The organism is Bradyrhizobium sp. Rc2d (assembly GCF_900099855.1).
Lineage (GTDB): Bacteria > Pseudomonadota > Alphaproteobacteria > Rhizobiales > Xanthobacteraceae > Bradyrhizobium.
In genome coordinates this window covers 81629-101958 of the sequence record NZ_FNCU01000002.1, presented here as the reverse complement: position 1 = coordinate 101958, position 20330 = coordinate 81629, and the positions used below count along the sequence as shown (strand labels likewise).

17 protein-coding genes and 5 pseudogenes are annotated in these 20330 nt (G+C 61.2%); 12 read left to right on the top strand and 10 right to left on the bottom strand.

Annotated elements, in window-relative coordinates; translation table 11 throughout:
* Positions 1 to 656: 656 nt before the first annotated feature.
* The 4 genes and pseudogenes from BLV07_RS48610 to BLV07_RS04940 all read right to left on the bottom strand — a co-directional run.
* A pseudogene (locus BLV07_RS48610) lies at positions 657 to 782 on the bottom strand (Y-family DNA polymerase); the annotation flags it as partial.
* A complete protein-coding gene (locus BLV07_RS04950) occupies positions 779 to 1504 on the bottom strand; it encodes an SOS response-associated peptidase (protein WP_091880643.1) in 726 nt (241 codons plus the stop codon). The gene BLV07_RS04950 and the pseudogene BLV07_RS48610, both read right to left, overlap by 4 nt.
* A 3-nt stretch (positions 1505 to 1507) precedes the next feature.
* Positions 1508 to 1957, bottom strand: coding sequence for a hypothetical protein (locus BLV07_RS04945; RefSeq protein ID WP_091880640.1), 450 nt, complete (start codon positions 1955 to 1957; stop codon positions 1508 to 1510).
* 45 nt (positions 1958 to 2002) lie between these two features.
* Positions 2003 to 2398, bottom strand: coding sequence for a hypothetical protein (locus BLV07_RS04940; RefSeq protein WP_176945347.1), 396 nt, complete (start codon positions 2396 to 2398; stop codon positions 2003 to 2005).
* A 113-nt stretch (positions 2399 to 2511) separates the two neighbouring features.
* Between BLV07_RS04940 and ku the strand changes: the two genes are divergently transcribed.
* From ku to BLV07_RS04920, 3 genes and pseudogenes are all read left to right on the top strand, one after another.
* A complete protein-coding gene (gene ku / locus BLV07_RS04935) occupies positions 2512 to 3465 on the top strand; it encodes a non-homologous end joining protein Ku (protein ID WP_091880637.1) in 954 nt (317 codons plus the stop codon).
* A 286-nt stretch (positions 3466 to 3751) separates the two neighbouring features.
* Positions 3752 to 4253, top strand: a pseudogene (locus tag BLV07_RS04925) (NUDIX hydrolase).
* The gene (locus tag BLV07_RS04920; protein ID WP_091880633.1) at positions 4250 to 4714 is read left to right on the top strand and encodes a metallophosphoesterase family protein; all 465 of its coding nucleotides are present in this window, start codon (positions 4250 to 4252) and stop codon (positions 4712 to 4714) included. Before BLV07_RS04925 ends, BLV07_RS04920 begins: the two are co-directional and overlap by 4 nt.
* An 81-nt stretch (positions 4715 to 4795) precedes the next feature.
* Here the strand turns inward: BLV07_RS04920 and ligD are convergent, their stop codons facing one another.
* Positions 4796 to 5743: a non-homologous end-joining DNA ligase gene (gene ligD / locus BLV07_RS04915; protein ID WP_091880629.1), complete on the bottom strand. Its 948-nt coding sequence runs from the start codon at positions 5741 to 5743 to the stop codon at positions 4796 to 4798.
* Positions 5744 to 5986: 243 nt separating this feature from the next.
* Between ligD and BLV07_RS04910 the strand changes: the two genes are divergently transcribed.
* On the top strand, positions 5987 to 6175 hold the full coding sequence (locus tag BLV07_RS04910) for a DUF3606 domain-containing protein (protein ID WP_091881179.1): 189 nt from the start codon (positions 5987 to 5989) through the stop codon (positions 6173 to 6175).
* 25 nt (positions 6176 to 6200) lie between these two features.
* Here BLV07_RS04910 and BLV07_RS04905 read toward each other — a convergent pair whose 3' ends face one another.
* On the bottom strand, positions 6201 to 6479 hold the full coding sequence (locus BLV07_RS04905; protein WP_091880626.1) for a hypothetical protein: 279 nt from the start codon (positions 6477 to 6479) through the stop codon (positions 6201 to 6203).
* Positions 6480 to 7876: 1397 nt separating this feature from the next.
* Here BLV07_RS04905 and BLV07_RS04900 point away from each other — a divergent pair.
* The 8 genes and pseudogenes from BLV07_RS04900 (at position 7877) to BLV07_RS04855 (ending at position 16801) form a co-directional block, all read left to right on the top strand.
* On the top strand, positions 7877 to 8839 hold the full coding sequence (locus tag BLV07_RS04900) for an ArdC family protein (protein WP_091880623.1): 963 nt from the start codon (positions 7877 to 7879) through the stop codon (positions 8837 to 8839).
* Between the two features lie 103 nt (positions 8840 to 8942).
* Positions 8943 to 11059 (top strand): annotated as a pseudogene (locus BLV07_RS47340) (ParB/RepB/Spo0J family partition protein).
* Between the two features lie 183 nt (positions 11060 to 11242).
* A pseudogene (locus tag BLV07_RS04880) lies at positions 11243 to 12523 on the top strand (methylase); the annotation flags it as partial.
* Positions 12478 to 13536, top strand: a complete 1059-nt coding sequence (trbL, locus tag BLV07_RS04875; protein WP_244550965.1) for a P-type conjugative transfer protein TrbL — start codon at positions 12478 to 12480, stop codon at positions 13534 to 13536. The pseudogene BLV07_RS04880 and the gene trbL, both read left to right, overlap by 46 nt.
* Positions 13537 to 13631: 95 nt before the next feature.
* A complete protein-coding gene (gene trbF, locus BLV07_RS04870; RefSeq protein WP_091880614.1) occupies positions 13632 to 14315 on the top strand; it encodes a conjugal transfer protein TrbF in 684 nt (227 codons plus the stop codon).
* On the top strand, positions 14312 to 15346 hold the full coding sequence (gene trbG / locus BLV07_RS04865) for a P-type conjugative transfer protein TrbG (protein WP_176945346.1): 1035 nt from the start codon (positions 14312 to 14314) through the stop codon (positions 15344 to 15346). Before trbF ends, trbG begins: the two co-directional genes overlap by 4 nt.
* Complete coding sequence (locus tag BLV07_RS04860; protein WP_091880611.1) at positions 15343 to 16554, top strand: TraB/TrbI/VirB10 family type IV secretion system protein; 1212 nt, start codon at positions 15343 to 15345, stop codon at positions 16552 to 16554. Before trbG ends, BLV07_RS04860 begins: the two co-directional genes overlap by 4 nt.
* 4 nt (positions 16555 to 16558) lie before the next feature.
* Positions 16559 to 16801 (top strand): DUF2274 domain-containing protein, encoded by a 243-nt coding sequence (locus tag BLV07_RS04855; RefSeq protein WP_018317702.1) that lies wholly within the window; start codon positions 16559 to 16561, stop codon positions 16799 to 16801.
* Between the two features lie 188 nt (positions 16802 to 16989).
* Here BLV07_RS04855 and BLV07_RS04850 read toward each other — a convergent pair whose 3' ends face one another.
* The 4 genes and pseudogenes from BLV07_RS04850 to BLV07_RS50255 form a co-directional block, all read right to left on the bottom strand.
* Positions 16990 to 17898 (bottom strand): TauD/TfdA dioxygenase family protein, encoded by a 909-nt coding sequence (locus BLV07_RS04850; protein ID WP_091881174.1) that lies wholly within the window; start codon positions 17896 to 17898, stop codon positions 16990 to 16992.
* Between the two features lie 300 nt (positions 17899 to 18198).
* The gene (locus BLV07_RS04845; RefSeq protein ID WP_244550964.1) at positions 18199 to 18420 is read right to left on the bottom strand and encodes an HAD family hydrolase; all 222 of its coding nucleotides are present in this window, start codon (positions 18418 to 18420) and stop codon (positions 18199 to 18201) included.
* Between the two features lie 494 nt (positions 18421 to 18914).
* Positions 18915 to 19529, bottom strand: a pseudogene (locus BLV07_RS04840) (FMN-binding negative transcriptional regulator); the annotation flags it as partial.
* Between the two features lie 295 nt (positions 19530 to 19824).
* Positions 19825 to 20136: a recombinase family protein gene (locus BLV07_RS50255; protein ID WP_502689887.1), complete on the bottom strand. Its 312-nt coding sequence runs from the start codon at positions 20134 to 20136 to the stop codon at positions 19825 to 19827.
* Positions 20137 to 20330: the final 194 nt, after the last annotated feature.

Sequence of the window (20330 nt, the reverse complement as noted above, 5' to 3'; positions counted from 1 at the left end):
AGAAGCGCTGAATCGTAGCACTTGAAGGGGTCCTCGACTGCCGTGCCGAACAAGCCCGCGCCCTGATCAATCCGGAAGCTGTAGACCATTTCGTAGGTGTTCTGCGTGTTCAGCACCGGTGCAATGCCGTAGGTCTCGGAATGCGCGGCATCGAGCACCTGCTTATTGACGAAACTGGCGTCGCCCGCACCGATCCCCACGGTGTCCACTACCTTCAGGTCCATGTAAACGCCGCCAAACAGATCCGGCGCGATCGGAAAATGGACGCCGTCCGTGACTGCTTCCGCCCGGAGGGCCTCTGCCTGGTCGAGCAGGGCGCGACTTCCCGTCCGATCAGCCTGCAGCTTGATGCGCTGATGCGCGCGCGATCCCCGCCGCTCCGACGTCGATCCTGTCCATGCGTCCGCCGTAAACGAGCCCGGCCTCTGGTATTGAAATGGTGACCGTTGCGTCCCAAGGCCATTCGAGCGAATCGGGCTTGTCCTGACCGAACGGTACTTCGGTCCAGCTTTGCGCATCGGCTGGCATTCGCTCATCAAAGGCGAGGCCCTTCAACGTGCGGCGCGCTGCTGCGCGCACGGTATGCTGCCACAGGATCGCTGGGGGTACAGATCGTTGCAGTGGCCAAGACGAGACGACCAACCCAGAGTCATTCTCAATGGCTTACCGCGAAGATCCGGATTGTCCCGCCGCTCGACGGATGCGTAGAAGGCGTCCATGTCGATATGGATGATCTTGCGTTGGCGGTTCGGGGAAGCCGCCTCGTCGTTTTCGATGGTCACGTTGCGAGCCCGGCCGTGTCTTCCTTAACGCCGTGGGCGACGATCCGAAGCGTTCCGTCGGCGAGCGGCCGCTGTAGCTTCAGGGCCTCGTCCAGAGGGGCCGTCATCCAGGTCTCGACTTCTTTTGGCGTCGTCAAGATCACGGGCATCGCCTTGGGATGGATGGCGCCGACCTCGGCGTTCGGCTCCGTCGTGAGGAACGCGTAGAGGTCGTTGGTCGTCTCACCTTCCTTGACCTTTCGGACAGACGTCCAGTTAGTCCAGATGCCGGCGAAGCAGGCGAGGGGACGGGTCTCATCGAGCGCGAACCAGATATCACCGCCCTCGGCCTTGTTGAACTCGCTGAAAGAGTTGAACGGCACCACGCAGCGATTTTCGATCCCCAGCCATCGGGTCCAGTGCTTGCTCTTCACATTGCGGATGTTGGTCGTGCCGCCGTCCGGCTCCATCCGCAGCAATTCCTTGAAATCCACTGCCTTGCCCTTGACCTGCAGCTTTTCCGCTCGTTTCTTCGTGGCGTCCATCAGCGCTTTCGATGACGATGGCATGCCCCAGCGCGCCGTGGCGAGCTCGCGGCCCTCGGCTCCATTGCGCACGATCGGTGCCTGGTAGTCGGGAAAAACCCCCAGCATCGGCGCCAGATTGCCGACGTATCGGTTCACGACGCGGAACAGCGCGCTGATCGCGGCTTGGTTGGTCGTGATCGAATAAAGATTGCACATCGGTTAGGATTCGGTTCGAGGGTGGTGCGGCTGCCACGTCAACTGTAGCAGAGTCGCGGATGGACGCCGGCCCGCCTTGGCGCATTTGCGGCAGCGCAGGCGGCTGGCGAGATCGTGCACGAAAGTAGTCGGCGGGTGCTTCATCGCCGCGAGGTCCACGTCGCTTGGCGTCTTGCAGCGCGCGCGCCTGATCTCTAGCCAGGGAAAGCCTCCGTTCACGGCCTGATCGATGGTCGGCGACGGATCGATCGGTTCGCCGTCGCTCCACATCCGCTCGTTCCAGCTTTCGCAAAGCAGCCTGTCGGCTTGCTGGATCATCGCCTCGCCCTTGGCCCGCATCTCCGCCGATTGGGTCGCCAGCATGTTGGCCATCGCGCGTGCCTTGCCGAGCTCCTTTGCGAGAGCCTTGCGATCGCCGCCCGACAGGGGCGTGGGGTGATACTTCGGGGCCATCCGGGCATCCAGGCGCTAAGAGATCGGATCGGCAATCCGGAGCGGTTACGGCGTCTCGAACGCTGGCCAGCACCCGTCTTCTTCATGCCTGCCGGTGCGCTGCTGGCAGGTGTTGTCGAGCAACCGCTGCGCCACGTCCTTCCAGACGGCGTTGCCGCCATACAAACGGACAGCATCGGCGGTCTGGATTTCCAGGGTCCGCTCGCAGCGGCGGCAGGAGACGCGCAGCACGTGGCCCTTGATTTCCGAAAGGCGTCGCTGTCGGGCCTGGGCCACGGTCGTGCCGGCGCGAGGGTCTTTGAGGACCGATTCCCAATATTCGGCCGGGAGGGGGTCATCCGGACCCGCAGCGGACGGCGCTCGTCTACGATCAGCTTCAGCTGCCAATTTTTCCATCTGTTTCGGGGTCGGCATGCGCCAGCTCGCGGGTCGGTCGGTCATGCCCAAATTAGAACATAACAGGAACAAATGTCGAGTCCCACCCAGACGGCCGCTGAGAAAAATCCTCCTGCGGGACGGGGGCGCGATGTCGGAACCAAGCCGGGTCGTTCGTCTTGAATCCGGTATCAGTATCGGAGTTCCATCGGCATGGCCCCCCGCGCTTCCTGCGTCTTTCCCTCGTCACCTGTCCGGTCGCGCTCTATCCGGCCACGTCGGAATCCGAAAAAGTCTCGTTCAACCAGCTGAACCGAAAGACCGGCCATCGGATCAAGTACGCCAAGGTCGACGCCGACACCGGCGAGGAGGTCGACAACGAGGACATCGTCAAGGGCTACAAGGTTGAAACCGATACGTTCATCGAGGTGACCAAGGAGGAACTCGAGAACGTCGCGCTGGAATCGACGCGAACCATCGAGATCGACGAGTTCGTCGACCGCAGCGAGATCGATCCGCGATATCTCATCCGCCCCTACTACCTGCGTCCGGACGGCAAAGTCGGGCACGATGCCTTCGCCGTCATTCGGGAAACCATCCGCGAGATGAACAAGGTCGCAATCGGCCGTGTGGTGCTGACCAATCGCGAGCACATCATCGCGCTCGAGCCGCTGGACAAGGGGCTGATGGGAACGCTGCTGCGCTACCCTTACGAAGTCCGTCCCGCGGATGAATATTTCGACGATATCCAGGATGTAAAAGTCACCAAGGACATGCTTGATCTCGCCAAGCACATCGTCAATCAGAAAGCGGGCCATTTCGAGCCGGACAAGTTCGAAGACCAGTACGAGACTGCGCTCATTGATCTGATCAACCAGAAGCGCGCCGGCAAACCAATCACCGCGAAAGCGCGTCCTCAAGGTGAGAACGTGGTGGACCTGATGGACGCGCTGCGCAAGAGCATCGGAAGAGAGGGGGCCGCGGCGACAGAGGCACCCAAGAAATCAGGAAAAAAGCCGCGCAAGGCGGCGGCCGGGCAGAAGGAAATGTTGATGCCGATCGCAGGCAAGAAGCCGGCGAAAGAGGCCGCGTCGAAGAAGCCGGCGGCCAAGCCGCAGCGGAAGTCGGCTTAGGTGTCGTGAAGCATCGGTGACGCCGGACGGCCACTACTTCGTCGTCCGCGGCAGGCTCTGGCAAATGGCAAATCCCATCGCGACGAGGTCACGCGAGATCATCTCGTCGGCCGTCTAATGGCGGCCCGGCGGGTCGGTGCGCGCGCTAGGAAGGCGGCCGACCGCGAGGCCGAAGTAACGGTGCATAGGACCGTGGACGAGGCTAAGCAGGCGCTCGGCGAGCGCGGTCCGGTATGGCGGGACGACGGCTCGCCGGCTCTCGATTGCTCTGCAAAGTAGGAGCGATATGGCTGCGGTGAAAAAGACTTCCAGGAGATCGACCTTGAGCGCGGGCATTCTCGCATACGGCAAGGGCGCTCGTGGGCTCGAGGTCCTGCTCGTTCATCCCGGCGGTCCGTTCTGGCGTAAGAAGGATGATGGCGCCTGGTCCATTCCAAAGGGCGAAATCGATGCCAATGATGCTCCGGAGAACGTCGCTCGACGCGAATTTGCCGAAGAACTCGGCCCAAGCGCTTCGATTGGTCCACTCCAGGCGCTGGGAAGTCCGACAGCGAGGAGGGAAGCGCGTCATCGCATTCGCCAGCGAGGGCCACTTTGACCCGGTGGCGCTGACCAGCAATACCTTCGATATCGAATGGCCGCCTCGAAGCGGTCGACGGCAGAGCTTTCCTGAAGTCGACCGCGCGGAATGGTTTGATATCGAGCTCGCGCGGACCAAGATGCTGTCCGCTCAGGTAGAGTTCCTCGATCGTCTTTTGGCAATCGCAGTTGAGAGCGCCGGGAAATGAGCTTCCGGATTGGAATCATTTCGGACACGCACGGTCTGTTGAGGCCCGAGGCGGAACGAGGCCTGACGGGCGTCGATCATATCATCCATGCCGGCGACATCGGCCGCCCCGAGATCGTCGACGCGCTTCGCCGGATCGCGCCCGTCACGGCCATTCGTGGAAATGTGGACAGTGGCGAGTGGGCTCGCGACTACCCCGACACGAAACTCGTACGTCTGGCGGGAAAGTCGATCTACGTTCTGCATGACTTGAACACGCTGAAGGCCGACCCCGGCGGCGGCATCGATGTCATCATCTCCGGGCATTCCCACGTGCCGAAGATCGACAGGGTCGGTGGCGTTCTCTATCTGAATCCCGGCAGCGCGGGACCCCGGCGTTTCAAGCTGCCGATCACGCTTGCGACGCTCGAACTCACGCGTGCGGGCTTGCGACCGGAGATCCACGACCTCGAACGCGACTGAGCGCCACCGCGGAGGAAATTCACACCGGAGGAGGCGAATGCGTTAATTGTTCCGTTTGCCGGGTTTCGCCGAAGGGAAGCGCTATTTGCGCGGACGTTCTCGCTCGCGCACGACCTCCTTCGCCTGCTTGTCGGACCTGAGCCCAAGGTAGACGGGCTGGCGCAGTTCGCCCTTACTCGTCCACTCCGCAAATTTGACCTCGGCAACCAACGAGGGCCTGACCCAGGTCGTGGCGGCCTCGTCCTTCACTTTGGCAGGGAAGGGTGATTTAGGGGTCGTCAGCTTCACGAGCTTGGCGTGGAGGTCTTCCAGGACCTTGTGGCTGAAGCCAGTGCCGACATGCCCGATATAGCGCCATGCGTCGCCTTCCCGCACGGCGAGGACCAGGGCGCCGAAGAACGGCCTTGTGCGCCTCGGCGCCGTGAAGCCAGCGATCACCACTTCCTGCCGCTTTGCTGTCTTGATCTTCAGCCAATCTGCCGTCCGGCTTCCGGACGCATACGCGCTGTCGGCGCGCTTCGCCATGACGCCTTCCAGACCCTTTCGCTCGGCCTCGATGAAGAATTTCGTGCCGTTCGCTTTGCGGTGACGGCTGAAGGCGATCAGCCGGTGACGCGGCAGGATCGCTTTCAGCCGCTCCTTGCGCTCGAGAAGAGGCTGTTTGCGCAAGTCGACTCTGTTCTGAAACATGAGATCGAAGGCGCAATACAGGAGCTTCGCTTCATGGCGCAGCGCGTTCTGAAGCAGCTGGAAATGGGAGACACCGTCCTTTCCGATCGCGACGAGCTCGCCGTCGATCACGGCGTCGCCCTTTACGGCCTCCAGCGCTTTGGCGACCTCGATATAGCTGCGGCTGATGATCTTGCCGTTTCGGCTATAGAGCGAAACCTTGCCCCGGCGGATTTCCGCGATCATCCGGAAGCCATCGTACTTATCCTCGAAAACCCAGTCGGCGTCGTCGAATGGCGCGTCGGTGAGCGTAGCGAGCATTGGCTGTAAGTGCTTGGGCAGGGTCGACGTCCGGCTCATTCAAGGACAATCCTTCAGATGGTCTTGCGTAATGCAGGGACGGCACCTTATTGCTCGATGTGGCCAGGGCCGGTTCGATGAAGCCGGGGAGAAGCGCCTTGACGCCGATAGCCGCCCACCTCTTACGCTGAAACGCCACTGAAGAACTCCACGCTACAGCCGATTCAAATTGGCACAGTTCGAATCGTTCCGGAACCTGCGAATCCCTGTCGCATTGCTTCGATGTCACAACAGGAGGCACCGATGGCGGTAGCGAAGAAGAGCAAGACGGCGCGCGGCCGAAAACAGGACCGGGCGCGGGTGGCTGGCGGGCAGGACTACGAAGTGCAGTACGAGGCGAAGAAGACAGGAAAGTCGGCACCGGCGGTGAAAAAGGCCGTCAAAAAGGTCGGTAACGCGCGCAAGCGTGTGGAGAAACGGCTGGGCCGCTGAGTCGGGGACACGGTTGGCGTCGGGCTTAGCGCCCGTCCTCCTCGTCAGGAGGACATTCTGGGCAGGTATCACCGATCGAGTCCAGCACGTCGCGAACCGCGGCCTCCGCTGCTTCACGGGATACGCCTTCCGGCAGGTCTCGACGAGCGATATCGAAGGCCCGCTCTCGGGCATGCGGATCGGCGCGGTCCTGCATCCAGCCGTGCTCCTCGCACTCGCGGATGGCGCCGGCTTCGTTCAGCACGTTGATCGCCCAACCGCGCAGGGTGCGGATCGCCGGCCGTCTCTGCTTGGTCATCAGCATTGAAAGGTTCTCCCACGCTGAGACGAATCGGTTAGTCCCGCAGACGTTCCCCATCGCTAACACAGGACTGGGATTCCGGATCGTGGGATCTCGTGGTTTTTCGAGGCCGAATTTTCCGCCCGGCCAAGTGCTTGGGTGCGCAAGAATGAACTGAAGAAACCGATTTCCGATACTTCAGACGTCCGAGCTCAGGTGGTTGCTCCTTGTCCGTTTTGCGCGTGCTGCTGTCGCGGTACCGGGCTCTCGTGAACCGAGCCGCGCGGCGGCTCGGCCTTGCAGCTTCGATCCTTCGCGCACGAGAAGACAATGCCCCTCGCGGGGCAGAAATGAAAACCCGGACCTTTATGCAGCAGCCACCTGCACGAAGGTCCGGCCTTATCTTAGCGTGCCGCGATACCGAACGGCTGCAAAGGAATCATACCCTTTGGGAAGGTCTCGCTATTCATCCGGGTTGCGACCCGGAGGCGGCAATAGATCAGTAGCCGATACGACTACTTCTTTTTCTTTGAAGTCTTCTTTGCCACCTTCTTGGTAGCTGCCTTCGCGGTCTTCTTTGCCTTCTTCGCTTTCTTGGCCATGTCGTCCTCTGTAAGAATTGGCTCTCAGTGAACATGCCCACGCCGTGCATAGACATGCGCACGAGTGAGACGATATCACAAAAGCAAAATTGATACCAAGGAGACATAAATCCGCATTGAGTCGTTCGCCGGAGGCACTCGCTCTCAGGTCCCGCCGTCATTGCATTCCGGCGTCGCTATCACTGCCCCGAGCTCGGGTGCCTTTTTAACCGGTCTCACGACTGCACTCGGTCCCGGGTCCCGCCGCTACGCGTCGGCGCTATGCTGACCCTCTTGCGGGTGCCTCTTTCGCCGCGTCCGCGGGTGGTCTTCGCTTTCGCTCCGCCCACAGGCCTCTCTTCCATAGTTGTGAGACTCCTGTGAAAATGCCGGGCGGTTCTCGTATCATTGCTTGCATCACGTTCGCTCAGGTTTTGGCGCATGCGGCCTTGGCCGCACCGGGCTCTCGTGAACCGAGCCGCGCAGCGTCTCGGCCTTGCGGCTTCGATCCCTCGCGCCAGAGCTTTGGTGCTCCTCGCCGGGGGCACTCGGGAAAGGGGCTCGCCTGCGGCGATCGCTATCACTGCCCCGTTCCCGGGTGCCGCTATTGAACCGGTCTCGTCGCTGCACTCGGACCCGCGTGCCCCTTCGGGTCGCTATGCTCACGCTCTCCGGGTGCCATTTTCTGTTGAGGCGATGCGCCCTTAGGCGCACGCCTGATCGGGCCTGGGCGCCAGGTAGATGGCGCTAGAGGCTGAGAGTAAGAGTGCAGGCTGGGTTTTTCCGTGACGGGTTACAAGCTGCGAGAGAGGCTCGCGACGCCCGTCGCGGAGACCCGCGATGTCAAATCCTACTGCTTGCGCGCGCGCCGGCCTGGACCGGGCGAACCTCTATACCGAAATCACCGACAAGATCATTGCTGAGCTTGAAGCCGGACGCGTCCCCTGGGTTCAGCCCTGGGGTACGGCCGCGGCGAAAGCGCCGCTGGCCATGCCGAAAAACGCTTCGACCGATCGCTCGTACAGCGGGATCAACATCCTTCTGCTCTGGGGAAGCACGATCGAGCATGGTTACAGCGGTCAAAGCTGGCTCACGTTCCGGCAAGCGCTGTCGCTTGGAGGGCATGTGCGTAAGGGGGAGCGTGGTACCACGGTGGTCTACGCCGACCGTTTCGTCCCGCGTGATGAGAAGCGGCGTGCCGCCGAGACTGGCGACGAAGCGCAGGCCATTCCATTTCTCAAGCGATTTACCGTCTTCAACACGGACCAATGCGCCGGACTCCCCAATGAGATCGCTACCGCGGCTCCGCCACCGCCGCCAGGGCTGATCGAGCCGACGGTGGAGGCTTTGATCAAGGCCACCGGGGTCACCTTTCGGATTGGTGGCGATCGCGCATTCTACGCACCGGCCCAAGACTTCGTGCAGGTCCCGCCGCCGCAGGCCTATTTCGAACCCATCAACTGGCACCGTACGGCCTTGCATGAACTCGGTCATGCGACCGGGCATCCCTCGCGTCTCAATCGCGATCAGAGCGGATCCTACGGTACGAAGAAATATGCCTTCGAAGAACTGGTTGCCGAGTTGAGTTCCGCATTCAGCTGCGCGTCGCTCGGGATCGTCCCGACCGTGCGCCATGCCGACTATATCGGCTCCTGGCTTGAAGTCCTGCGCGAAGACAATCGCGCCATCGTGCGGGCCGCCTCGCAGGCGAGCAAGGCCGCGGACTATTTGCTCGACTTCGTTCCCGAGCCCATTGAGCCCGCGTCGGTAGATTCGGTTGGCGCCGATCACGAGGCGGCGTGATGCTTGGCCTCGTGGCCGCGCGAGAGTGAGAGGAGGGGAGGCTGTTTGCGACGGGTTGGAAGCCAAGAGAGAGTCTCACAGCCGCCCGTCGTGGAGAGCCAAAATGACGAAAGCCGTACAAAAGATCACGCTGTCGCCTTCCCGGGACATTCCGTTCAACAAGCTCGTGCTCAGCCAGTCGAATGTTCGCCGCGTCAAGGCCGGTGTCTCGATCGAGCAGCTAGCCGAGAGCATCGCGCAGCGTACGCTTCTGCAAAGTCTGAGTGTCCGGGCCGTCGTCGATGCAGATGGCAACGAGACCGGCATGTTCGAGGTGCCAGCGGGCGGCAGGCGCTATCGCGCTCTCGAGCTTCTGGTGAAACAGAAGCGGATGTCGAAGACGCAGGCGGTGCCGTGCGTCGTTCGTGAAGGGGGCATCGCTGAGGACGATTCGGTAGCGGAGAACGATGAGCGGGTCGGCCTGCATCCGCTTGATCAGTTTCGGGCATTCCAGACGCTCCGCGATCTCGGCATGAGCGAGGAAGACATTGCCGCGCGCCATTTCGTAAACCCTGCGATCGTCAAGCAGCGCCTGCGCCTGGCGTCGGTCTCGCCGAAGTTGCATGACGTCTACGCCGAAGACAGCATGACGCTCGAGCAGCTCATGGCGTTCTCAGTCACTGCGGATCACGCCCGCCAAGATCAAGTCTGGGAGAACGTCAGCCGTTCCGGTTATGACGAGCCTTACCAGATCCGCCGCATGCTCACCGAGAACACCGTGCGCGGGTCCGATCGCCGGGCCCAATTTGTGGGCCTCGATGCCTATCAGCGCGCGGGTGGCGGGGTTCTGTGGGATCTGTTCGAGCACGACGACGGCGGCTGGCTTCAGGACGTCGCGTTGCTCGACCGCCTCGTAACCGAAAAGCTCAAAGCCGAAGCTGAGGCGATTGCGGCCGAAGGCTGGAAGTGGATCTCCGTCGCCGTAGAATTCTCCTACGGTCACACTCAGTGCCTAAGAGAAATCGAAGGCAAACCTGTCGATCTCTCGCCTGAGGAGCAGGCCACCATCGATGCTCTCACCGCCGAGCAGGCTAAACTTGAGTCCGATTGCCAGGATTGCCATGAATTGCCCGACGAGGTCGATCAGCGTCTCGGCGAAATCGAGTCGGCACTGGCGGCATTCGAAAACCGGCCGATGCTTTACGAACCGACGGAGATCGCCCGAGCTGGTGTCTTCATCAGTATCGATTCCGAGGGGCGCCTTTCCGTGGACCGGGGTTATGTCCGGCCAGAGGACGAGGTGCCGGCAATCGATCCTGATATCGCGCAGCCCGCCGCCCCGTCGTCGAACGAAGGGCAGGAGCCTAGCACTTCAGTCTAACGTACGATCATCGCAGTCGCAGGTAGCGCCGCTGATGCCGAGGATGATGATGAAGACGCGGCCAAGCCTCTGCCGGATCGGCTGATCACCGAGCTGACGGCGCATCGGACGCTGGCATTGCGCGATGCGCTGGCAGAAAATCCTGCGGTCGCGTTTCAGGCGGTGCTGCATGACTTCGTGCTGACGGCCTTTTACCGGTTCGCGTCGTCCGGGAGCTGTCTTGAGATCGGTCTTCGCACGCCGAACTTTTCCGCCCAAGCTCCGGGGCTGAGGGAAAGCGTCTCTGCCAAAGCTGTCGAGGCGCGGCACGAGGCCTGGAAGGCGCGGTTGCCGAAGAGCGAGAACGATCTCTGGGATACGCTGACGGCTCTCGATGGTGGTGCACAGGCACGGCTGTTCGCCCACTGTGCGTCATTTGCGGTCAATGCCGTCTGTGAGCCGGCCAATCGCTACAATCAGGGCCGGGTCTCAGCCCACGGCGTCCGCACGCGTCTCGACCAAGCTGATGTGCTGGCGCGGGCGGTCGGGCTCGACATGGTTCAGGCAGGGTGGAAGCCCTCCGCGACAACTATCTCGGCCGGGTCACCAAACCGCGAATTCTGGAGGCCGTGCGGGAGGCCAAAGGCGAGTCCTCGGCCCAACTGATCGACCATCTGAAGAAGGCTGACATGGCCGAGGAGGCTGAGCGCCTTCTGGATGGCTCGGGCTGGTTGCCGAAGCCGCTGCGTCTCGTCGATCCCGATGCGGCGCCAGTGGATCAGGAGGGCGAAGCGGGTGCGCTGCCAGAATTCCTCGCCCATGAGGAGGATCCCGCAAACGGCAGCGACGAAGATCCGCAACAGCTCGACGCGGCTGAGTGACATCATGGAGCGGGATGGCACAGCCGTCCCGCGGTAGCGCGGGGACCGGTGCACAGCGCCGGTCCCCATTCTTCTGAGCGAGGCTTGAGAGGGAGAGCCGGGCCGGGACGGGTTTGAGCCGTCGGGGTCAAAGGAGAGCGCCTGGCGGTTCGACCCCTTCCTGCTCTCCGAAAGAACCCTGCCATGACCGAATCTCTCGCCGGCGGCGCTGCCGCCGCGCCGCTTTCGTTGCGCGCCGCTGTAACTTTCACCTCCGCCGCTGTCAGGGCCGCGCGACAGCTCCTGACCGAGCTCGAACTCGGCCGGCGCATCGATGCCGCTGTTCTGCGTAGCGCCATGGAGGCTGCCTTCGGCGCCTCCGACGCGGCCGGCGCCTGGAACTGGAAGACCGCCTATGACGTCTGCGAGGCGGCAACCGTTCTGTTTCTTCGCAAGTTCGGACCGGCCATACGGGCCAGGGCTGGCTCGACGGCTGCCATGCTGCCGATGCTAGCGAAAGTCGCGAACTGCCTGCCGACCCACACGCGGCGTTCCGAGGACAGCCAGGCGCGTCAGCAATTCTCGACGCCCATTCCGCTGGGACTGGTCGCATGCTCTGCAGCCGGCATTACATCGGTCGATCGCGTTCTGGAGCCTTCCGCGGGGACCGGCTTGCTCGCCTTCTTTGCAGAGCTCGCCGGGGGCGCCTTGATCTTGAACGAGTTGGCCGAGACCCGGGTGGGGTTGCTCGAGCATCTATTCGCGGGCGTTAACGTCACGCGGTTCGATGCTGCTCAGATCGATGACCACCTCGACGTGAGTGTCGCGCCGAGCGTCGTTCTGATGAACCCGCCGTTCTCCGCGGTGGCGAATGTCGATCGACGGATGGCGGATGCGGCTCTCCGTCACATCACTTCAGCGCTCGCGCGTCTTTGCGACGGTGGACGCCTCGTCGCCATCACTGGCGCCAGCTTCGCGCCGGATAACCCAGCATGGCGAGACGCCTTTGTGCGGCTGCAGGAACGCGGGCGGGTGGTGTTTTCTGCGGCGATCGACGGCGCCGTTTACGCCAAGCACGGGACTCAGACGGACACAAGGCTGCTTGTGATCGACAAGCTGCCTGCTGCCGATCCGACGGCTTTTCTTGCCTCGCCAGGAATGGCGGCCGATGTCGCTACCTTGCTTGGTTGGGTGACCAAGCATGTGCCTCCGAGGTTGCCCGTCGCCACGCCATCGGAGGTCGCTGCTATCGAACGGCCAGCGATGTCGCGACCGACCAGCGCCGTCGCACCGCGCTCATCGTCTTCTTCAATAGCCGCTGCACCAGAAGGCGTCGAACTTGCGTACGAGGCGGTCGAATGGTCGCCGCCGGAAGGTGCTCGGCTTACCGACGCGCTTTATGAGGAATACGGACTGCAATCGATCCGTATTCCCGGATCGTGCGCACACCCGACCAAACTCGTGCAGTCGGCGGCGATGGCCACCTGATCGGCAACTGGAACAGCCTGGCGCGCATCGTCTTCGAGAGCTTCGCCGGTCTTGGGCTGAAAGCATCGGGTGCAAGCCTGTCCGCTGCAGATTTTCTGAGACCCGGAAAGATCGCTCAAGTCGGACTCGACGCCGGCCGACCGTTGCTCGATTCGATCTCCGACCTGATGGGCTACATCAGCTTCTTCGAGAATTTCGTCCAGATCGTCGTTCTCCTGTTCGCCTGGGTCGTGGTGTTGCTTGCCTTCTTCATTCTGGCGATCCAACTCTTCGTCACCCTGATCGAGTTCAAGCTCACGACGCTCGCCGGCTTCGTGCTCATTCCCTTCGGACTGTTCGGCAAGACCGCCTTCGCGGCGGAGCGGGTCTTGGGTAACGTCATCTCTTCAGGGATCAAGGTCCTGGTCCTGGCCGTCATCGTTGGGATCGGCTCGACCCTGTTTTCGCAGTTCACCGCAGGCTTCGGCCGCGCTCAGCCGACCATCGAAGACGCGATGACGCTGGTGCTCGCGGCGCTCTCCTTGCTGGGTCTCGGTATCTTCGGTCCGGGTATCGCAAACGGCCTGGTGTCCGGTGGACCCCAACTCGGCGCCGGCGCCGCAATTGGAACAGGCCTTGCTGCCGGCGGCATTGTTGCGGCGGGGGCGGGTCTTGCCGCCGGTGGTACTGGTCTCGCTGGCGGCGCGATGGCAGGCGCCTCGCGCGGTGGCGGCGCTGTCATGAGCGGAGCATCAGCCGCCTACCGAAGCGGCGGCCTTGCCGGCGTCGCGGACGCCGGCGCTTCCGCTGCTATGAGCCCGTTGCGTCGTGCAGCGGCTGCGCTCGGCGGAGGTGGGCAAGCCGGCGCGCAGGCCGCAAGCACTTCTGCCGAAGGGCAGCCCAACTGGGCGCGGCGAATGAAGCGTGCCGAGACCATTCGGCACGGTGCATCGGCAGCCGGCCAGGCGGTCCGCTCAAGCGATCACGGTGGCAGCGGCTCTTCCGTCGATTTGTCTGAAGGAGAGCGCTGACACGAAACACTGCGCCTTCGCCACCGCGGCGGGGGTCTCAAACGCAGATACCGCATGACTAGAAACCGATCACTTGATCTTAGGGGCAATCATCGATGTTCAAACGACCATCAGTTCACTATGGGCGCATGCCCGAACCGGTCACACCGTATCAGAAAGCAGCGCAAGTCTGGGACGAACGCATTGGATCAGCGCGCCTGCAAGCCAAGAACTGGCGCCTGATGTCGTTCGGCTGCTTGATGCTTTCAGCCGGTCTCGCTGTTGGGCTTGTCTGGCAGTCAAATCAAGGATCGATCACGCCCTGGGTGGTCGAAGTCGACCATCTCGGCCAGGCTCAAAGGGTTGCGCCGGCCAACATCGACTATCAGCCCACTGATGCGCAGATCGCCTACCATTTGGCGCGCTTTATCGAGGATGTCAGAGGTCTGCCGGCCGACGGCATCGTTCTGCGCCAGAATTGGCTCCGGGCCTATGATTTTACGACCGATCGCGGCGCCGCTGCGCTCAACGACTATGCGCGCAACAATGACCCCTTTGCCAAGCTGGGCAAGGCCCAAATCTCAGTGGACGTCTCGAGCGTCATTCGCGCGTCGTCGGAGAGCTTTCGCGTCGCGTGGACCCAGCGCGTCTACGACAACGGCTCGCTGAGCTCGTCTGAGCGCTGGACTGCGATTCTCTCGATCGTGATCGAGACACCCCGCGATGCCGAACGCCTGCGCAAGAATCCCCTTGGCGTCTATGTCCGCGCCATCAACTGGTCAAAGGAGTTAAGTCAGTGACCGAGGCGCCGTCTGACGTTCATTCGAAGCGTTCCCTCCCGGGCAGTAAGCTCAATTCGCCTCGGTCCGAGTTCGTGGGCTCAAAGCGAGCGCTCCTGTCCGTGCTCTTGCTTTGTTCATCGGCGCTCGGCGGGTGCGCGACTTATATACCGCCGGAGATCAGCTATGACGCGGAGGTCCCGGCGCTGCCGGCGGCGCCAGCGGCCCTGGACGACAGGTCGCGGCCGCTTCACGTTCCACCGCTCTGGAAGCCAACTCTCGGCGGCAAGTCGGCCGGAAAGGAAGAGCCCGAACCCGTGAGCCGGGTTGAGATGGCAAACAGCGCAGCGCGGGTCGAGCCGCGCAAACGCGGGTATTTCAATGCGGCGCAGATCTACGCTTACAGCCCCGGTGCGCTCTATCAGGTTTATGCCGCACCCGGGCAGATCACGGATATCGCACTCGAGGAAGGAGAGCAGTTGACGGGATCGGGGCCGATCGCGGCCGGAGATACCGTACGATGGGTCGTGGGCGATACCGAAAGTGGGAATGGCGACATGCGCCGCGTCCATATCCTGGTCAAGCCGACGCGCGCATCGATCGAGACCAATCTCGTCGTCAATACCGATCGGCGCACCTACCTGATCGAGCTCCGCTCCCGCGAACGGCCATACATGCCGTCTGTTGCCTGGTACTATCCAGAAACTGCACGGGAACGGTCGCGTTCGGTCGCTCTGAAGCCCGTTCTTCCGGAGCCGGCGCAGCGCATCTCCCGCTATGCTATCGAAGGGGACAGTCCTCCCTGGCGGCCACTCGCCGCATATGACGATGGCCGCAAGGTCTATGTCGAATTCCCGCAAGGCATTGTGCAGGGCGAGATGCCTCCGCTATTCGTCATTGGTGCAGACGGCAAGACCGAACTCGTCAACTATCGCGCTTACGGTAACGTATTGATCGTCGATCGGCTTTTTGCTGCCGCCGAACTGCGGCTTGGCGGCGAGCACCAACAGAAGGTCCGTATTGTCAGGACCGACGGGAGGCCGTCGTCATGAACACTCGGAATGTAAACGATCACGAGCAAGCAGTTCCGCCGGAGACACAAGGGGAGCAGTCCGAAAGCTTCCGCTTGAGAGCAGAGCATCCGCGCGTGACGCGGTTGTCGCGGAAGGTCTTGGCCGGCGGCGGCGCGGTTGCCCTGCTTGTCATCGGCGGAGCGGTGTTGTGGTCGCTACAGAGCAATCGCTCCCGTAGTCAAGCGGCCGATGAGCTTTACAGTACCGACCACCACAATGTTGCCGACGGCATTACCACGCTGCCGAAGGACTATGCTGGCGTTCCGCGCCAGCCAATCCCGCAGCTTGGTCCGCCGCTCCCCGGGGACCTCGGTCGACCGATACTTGCCGCTCAGGGCCAGTCCCCGGCGATCGGCACTGATCCGGACCAGCAGCGCCGGGATCAAGAGACGGAGGCAGCCCGTATCAGCCATCTCTTCGCTTCGACCAGTGGACGAGAAATGCGTCCGCCCACCGGTACGGCTGTTGGAAGCGAGCGTGTCTTGCCGGCGAGCGCAACGAGCGCTGGCGACGACGGATCTGGGCAGAATGGTCAGGAACGCAAGCTTGCCTTCGTGAGCGCCTCGGTAGACCGTCGCACAGTCAGCCCTGACCGTGTCACCAGGCCGGCTTCACCATATATCGTGCAGGCTGGGACGGTCATTCCGGGAGCCTTGATCACGGGCATCAAGTCAGACCTGCCAGGCCAAATTACGGCCCAAGTGACCGAGAGCGTATATGACACCCCGACCGGCCGCTTTCTGCTTGTCCCTCAGGGGGCGCGTCTGATCGGCATCTACGATAGCCAGGTCACTTTCGGCCAGTCTCGCGTCCTGCTCGTCTGGACACGGCTGATTATGCCGAATGGACGTTCTATCGTTCTCGAGCGGCAGCCTGGCGCTGACACTGCCGGGTATGCAGGTCTCGAAGATCAGGTCGACAATCACTGGGGCGAGTTGTTCAAGGCTGCGGCACTATCGACCTTTCTGGCGATCGGGACCGAACTGGGTGCCGGCTCGGACACCAACAGCAACGACAGCGCAATCATCCAGGCATTGCGACACGGCGCCTCGGACTCACTAAACCAGACCGGGCAGCAGGTCGTTCGCCGCAGTCTCAGCATCCAGCCTACTCTGACCGTGCGACCTGGCTTCCCGGTAAGTGTTCTTGTCAATCATGACCTCATACTTACGCCGTATAGAGGGTGACAACATGCCAAAACTCAAAATAGGAGAGCTTCCAGACGACAAGCCCGTCAAAGTGAGTACGGAGCTGCCTGCGGCCGTGCATCGTGATCTCATTGCATATGCAGAAGCGCTTACGCGTCAGGGTGGTCAAGTGGTCGATCCGACTAAACTCATCGCCCTCATGTTGGCGCGCTTTATGGCCACGGATCGAGGATTTTCTAAACTGAAACGTGAAGGCCACGTACCGGCCGCTGGCGAAGGACAGTGATGGTCAAGGTTTCCTCGAAGCTGTTGGCCGACGCTAAATAGTTGCGTGCATCAACCTAGGCGCTGCCGAGTTGGCGCTAAGCGCTGAGATATCGTGTCGGAAAGTGTGTTCCCGCGTCTGCCCGAAACAACTCCGATTACCAGGTTTTCTCGTTTTCAGACGCGAGAGCGCTGGGCGTCGACGTGCAGTTATTCGGTCACCTTCAGGCGCGTTACACTGCTCCGGCCATCGACGCTGACAGGCACGTCACCCTCGATCGTGGCCCGACGTACGACGCGATGCTGGTCCCCGTAATCGTTGACCGCGTAATGCTGCGTTGCGCGGTTATCCCATATCGCAATATCGCCCTCTAACCAGTTCCAGCGCACAGTGTTTTCGGGCGCGGTGATGTGAGACTGGAACAGATCGAACAGCTTTTGTCCGTCGTATTTGGGGACCCCAACAAAGTGCTTCACCAAGGCGCCGAGCACTAGCGTCCGCTCGCCTGTTTCAGGGTGGACGCGTACGACGGGATGCTCGGTCTCAAAAACCGTTCTGGTGAACACCTCGTCAAAGTGTTTCTTGTCGACCTCGCGGACACGCGCAATCCCGGCGTAATCGAAAACGTTGCTGTGAACGGCCCATAGGCCCTCGGCAAGCCGTTGTAGCGGCGGCGGCAAACCAAGAAAAGCGGCAGCTGTGTTCGACCACACGGTGTCGCCTCCGAACGTTGGCATTACAACTGCCCGCAGGACCAAAATCTTGGGATAGGCGTCGGCGAAGGTCCCATCCGCATGCCAAACGTCGGCGCGACCGCCGCCACGAGTGGAGTCCAGTTCGAGGAGCGACGCCATCCCCTTGGTAGCACCGAGCATCGGATGGGGCACTAGCTTTCCGAGACGAGCGGCAAAGCGCTCCTGCTCGGCGTCATTGAGATGTCCTTGATTGCGGAAGAAGATCACCTTGTGCTCGAGCAATAAGCTGTTGATCGCAGCGATCGCGTGATCCGGTAGATCGCCTGATAGCCTGATATTTTTGACTTCGGCACCGATGCGCGCTGCACGTTTCACAACATCGGTGCTCGGAATGACGCCACCGATCAAAGTCATTGTGCTCATGTTGCTTTTCCAAGCCCTTGCAGTTCTTCCTCGCCCCTTGGAGCGAATGATCTTCAGCAAGCATCGTGCCAAGCGAAAGACGAGCATGTGCCCGACAAGGGGCACTGAACGAATCGTGCTATTTGGCGCGTGTCATCGAACTGAGCCGATGGTTAGGCCGAGTGACGAAAGAACTCGATCGCCGAGCTCACCCTTCGAATGTCGTATCGTGAAGACGAAGCGGATAGCAGGAGCGCGCCAACGGCAGATCTTCAGTTTTGCTTTCTAATCACTCAACTGCGTTGAAAAAAAGCAATGCTTCTATAGAATTGGTAATAATTCATGATGGTCATGAATTATGTAGTCGGACCCTGCCGCGCGCAAGCGCGCTTCGGAAACAAATCCTCCCACGATTGATACGTTGATAAGTCCGAGATTGCGGGCAATTTCCGTCTCAACTGGCATATCGCCCACGATGACGGTTCTTTCTGGGGATAAATCATTGGCCTGCATATACAAGCGCAGCCGCTCTTGCTTGCTCATGCTCCTAAATTGTTGGTCTAGATGTTTGGGGTGGTCATAGTGGATATGTCCGAACAGAATTGTCAGGGGTGCAACGCGCGTAAGTGAGCTGAATCGGCTGACCGTTCTTCAAGCGTGAGATGGGGTTTGGAGAGCGTGAGCATTGCTGCTTTTGTGGCTCTGTTTCTGGATCGATTTGTTTTAAACAATGGCCATGCCGGCGGCGCTGGGCAAGCCACAACGCCGAATGGGCTTTCGAAAGTCCGCTTACTATGCGCGCTGTACTGGACCTGACACGAGATTTGTGCCTCTGTCAGAATACGGACAAGTGTCTACACAGTGTAGTAAGCCCGAGCAGACTGTTCCGTTAGTGGATTTCGCGAGGTAATTGATGGCCCGAGTTAATCTCTACTAATGCCGCTGGAGCCTGTGAGAGCTGCAGATGTAAGATCGCTCTCTGTCGAGCGGCGCTGTTGGCGGCAGTCATGCACATTATCGTCTCGGTCCTGAATCATGATAAGAGCTGCAACTTCCTGGTCCCGTGCCAGTTTGCTCGCCGCTAGGCCGGTGGCGACACCAATGCGATCAGGCGCGGGGCGGTTTTGGCTCATCTTGCGCTTGCCTTCGACCATGGTGATCGGGATGCGCACGCCGACGATTTCGCGCAACTGGGCGGCGATGAAATCCGCGGGAGCATCGCTGACGGCCCAGGGCGTCGCACGTGACGTCTCATGGATATTCGTCAGGCGCGTCACGATCTCAAGCAGGCGATTGGGATCCTCGAGGAACTCAATCGGCCCATGGGCGTGGACCGCGATGTAATTCCATGTCGGCACCACATGTTCAGCTTGTCGCTTGCTAGGATACCAGGATGGCGTCACATAAGCCTCCGCGCCAGTAAAGATCGCGAGAGCTTCTCCGATCGGGGCCGTGCGCCATTGCGGATTGCCCTTCGCCAGGTGCCCGTACAGCGTGCCGTGTTCGCCTTCGCTCTCATCGAGGAAGAGCGGAAGAGGTGTCGCAAGTGGCCCATCTGATGTCGCTGTGATCAGGTTGGCCAATCGGGCGCAGCGGATTGTCGCTCGAATGTTCTCGAGGTCGTCGTCTCGAAAGTGGGGTGGTATGTACATGAAGGCGCTCCGTTGGCGGTCGTCGAGATAAACCCAAGTCAATATGCTAGAAAACTGCCAGTTTCAGTCGCTCCCGTAGAGGTTCTCCGCTTCCTCTTTTGACGTGACGATTTCGGATTTATCTGGGACGCGGGCGATTTCACTCAGCCGCGTCAATCCGTCGAGCTGCTGTTGGGTTGGTGTTTCCGTAGCTATTCTCCTGCGGGCTGAGCCTTCAGAGATCTCACCCCGGCGTCGCCTGTATGAGGCGATCCGGCAGCTCTCCTTCGACGCGCACCGAGTCGCGTTTGGCGAACTAGTCCTTGATCTCGGCAAGATCGACGCCGACCTCAAAAGACGTCTTCATCGTCTCGATGAACTGCGCCGATGGGTACAAGTCGGAGGTGATCGCAACGAACCCATCATTAAAACACGGTCGAGTTTCCACACGACCAGCATGTCGCCGGGCCGGACGAATTTGAGCGCCCGCGCCGTCATCCTTCGCGCCCGAGGCGTGATCCTCGAACAGGTGACGCGGATCAACGCCGGCGGCGAGCAGCGCATCGCGCTGCAAGTCCGTGTTCTGTCGGTCGGAGTCCGGCGACACGCGCATGTAGCCAACCAACATAGGCGGATACCCATCGGAAATAGGTTTCCGTATGGTAGCGCGTGGCGACAGAGTTTTTCGCATATTTTTTCGCGCCACCAGGCGTTTAGCTTAGGGGGCTACTACAAGATTCGGTAGATGGCTAAAGCCAACTTGAGGCCCTAGGATTCGGCCGCCTTCCCCGCCGATCATCATCGACGAACAGAAGTGAACGC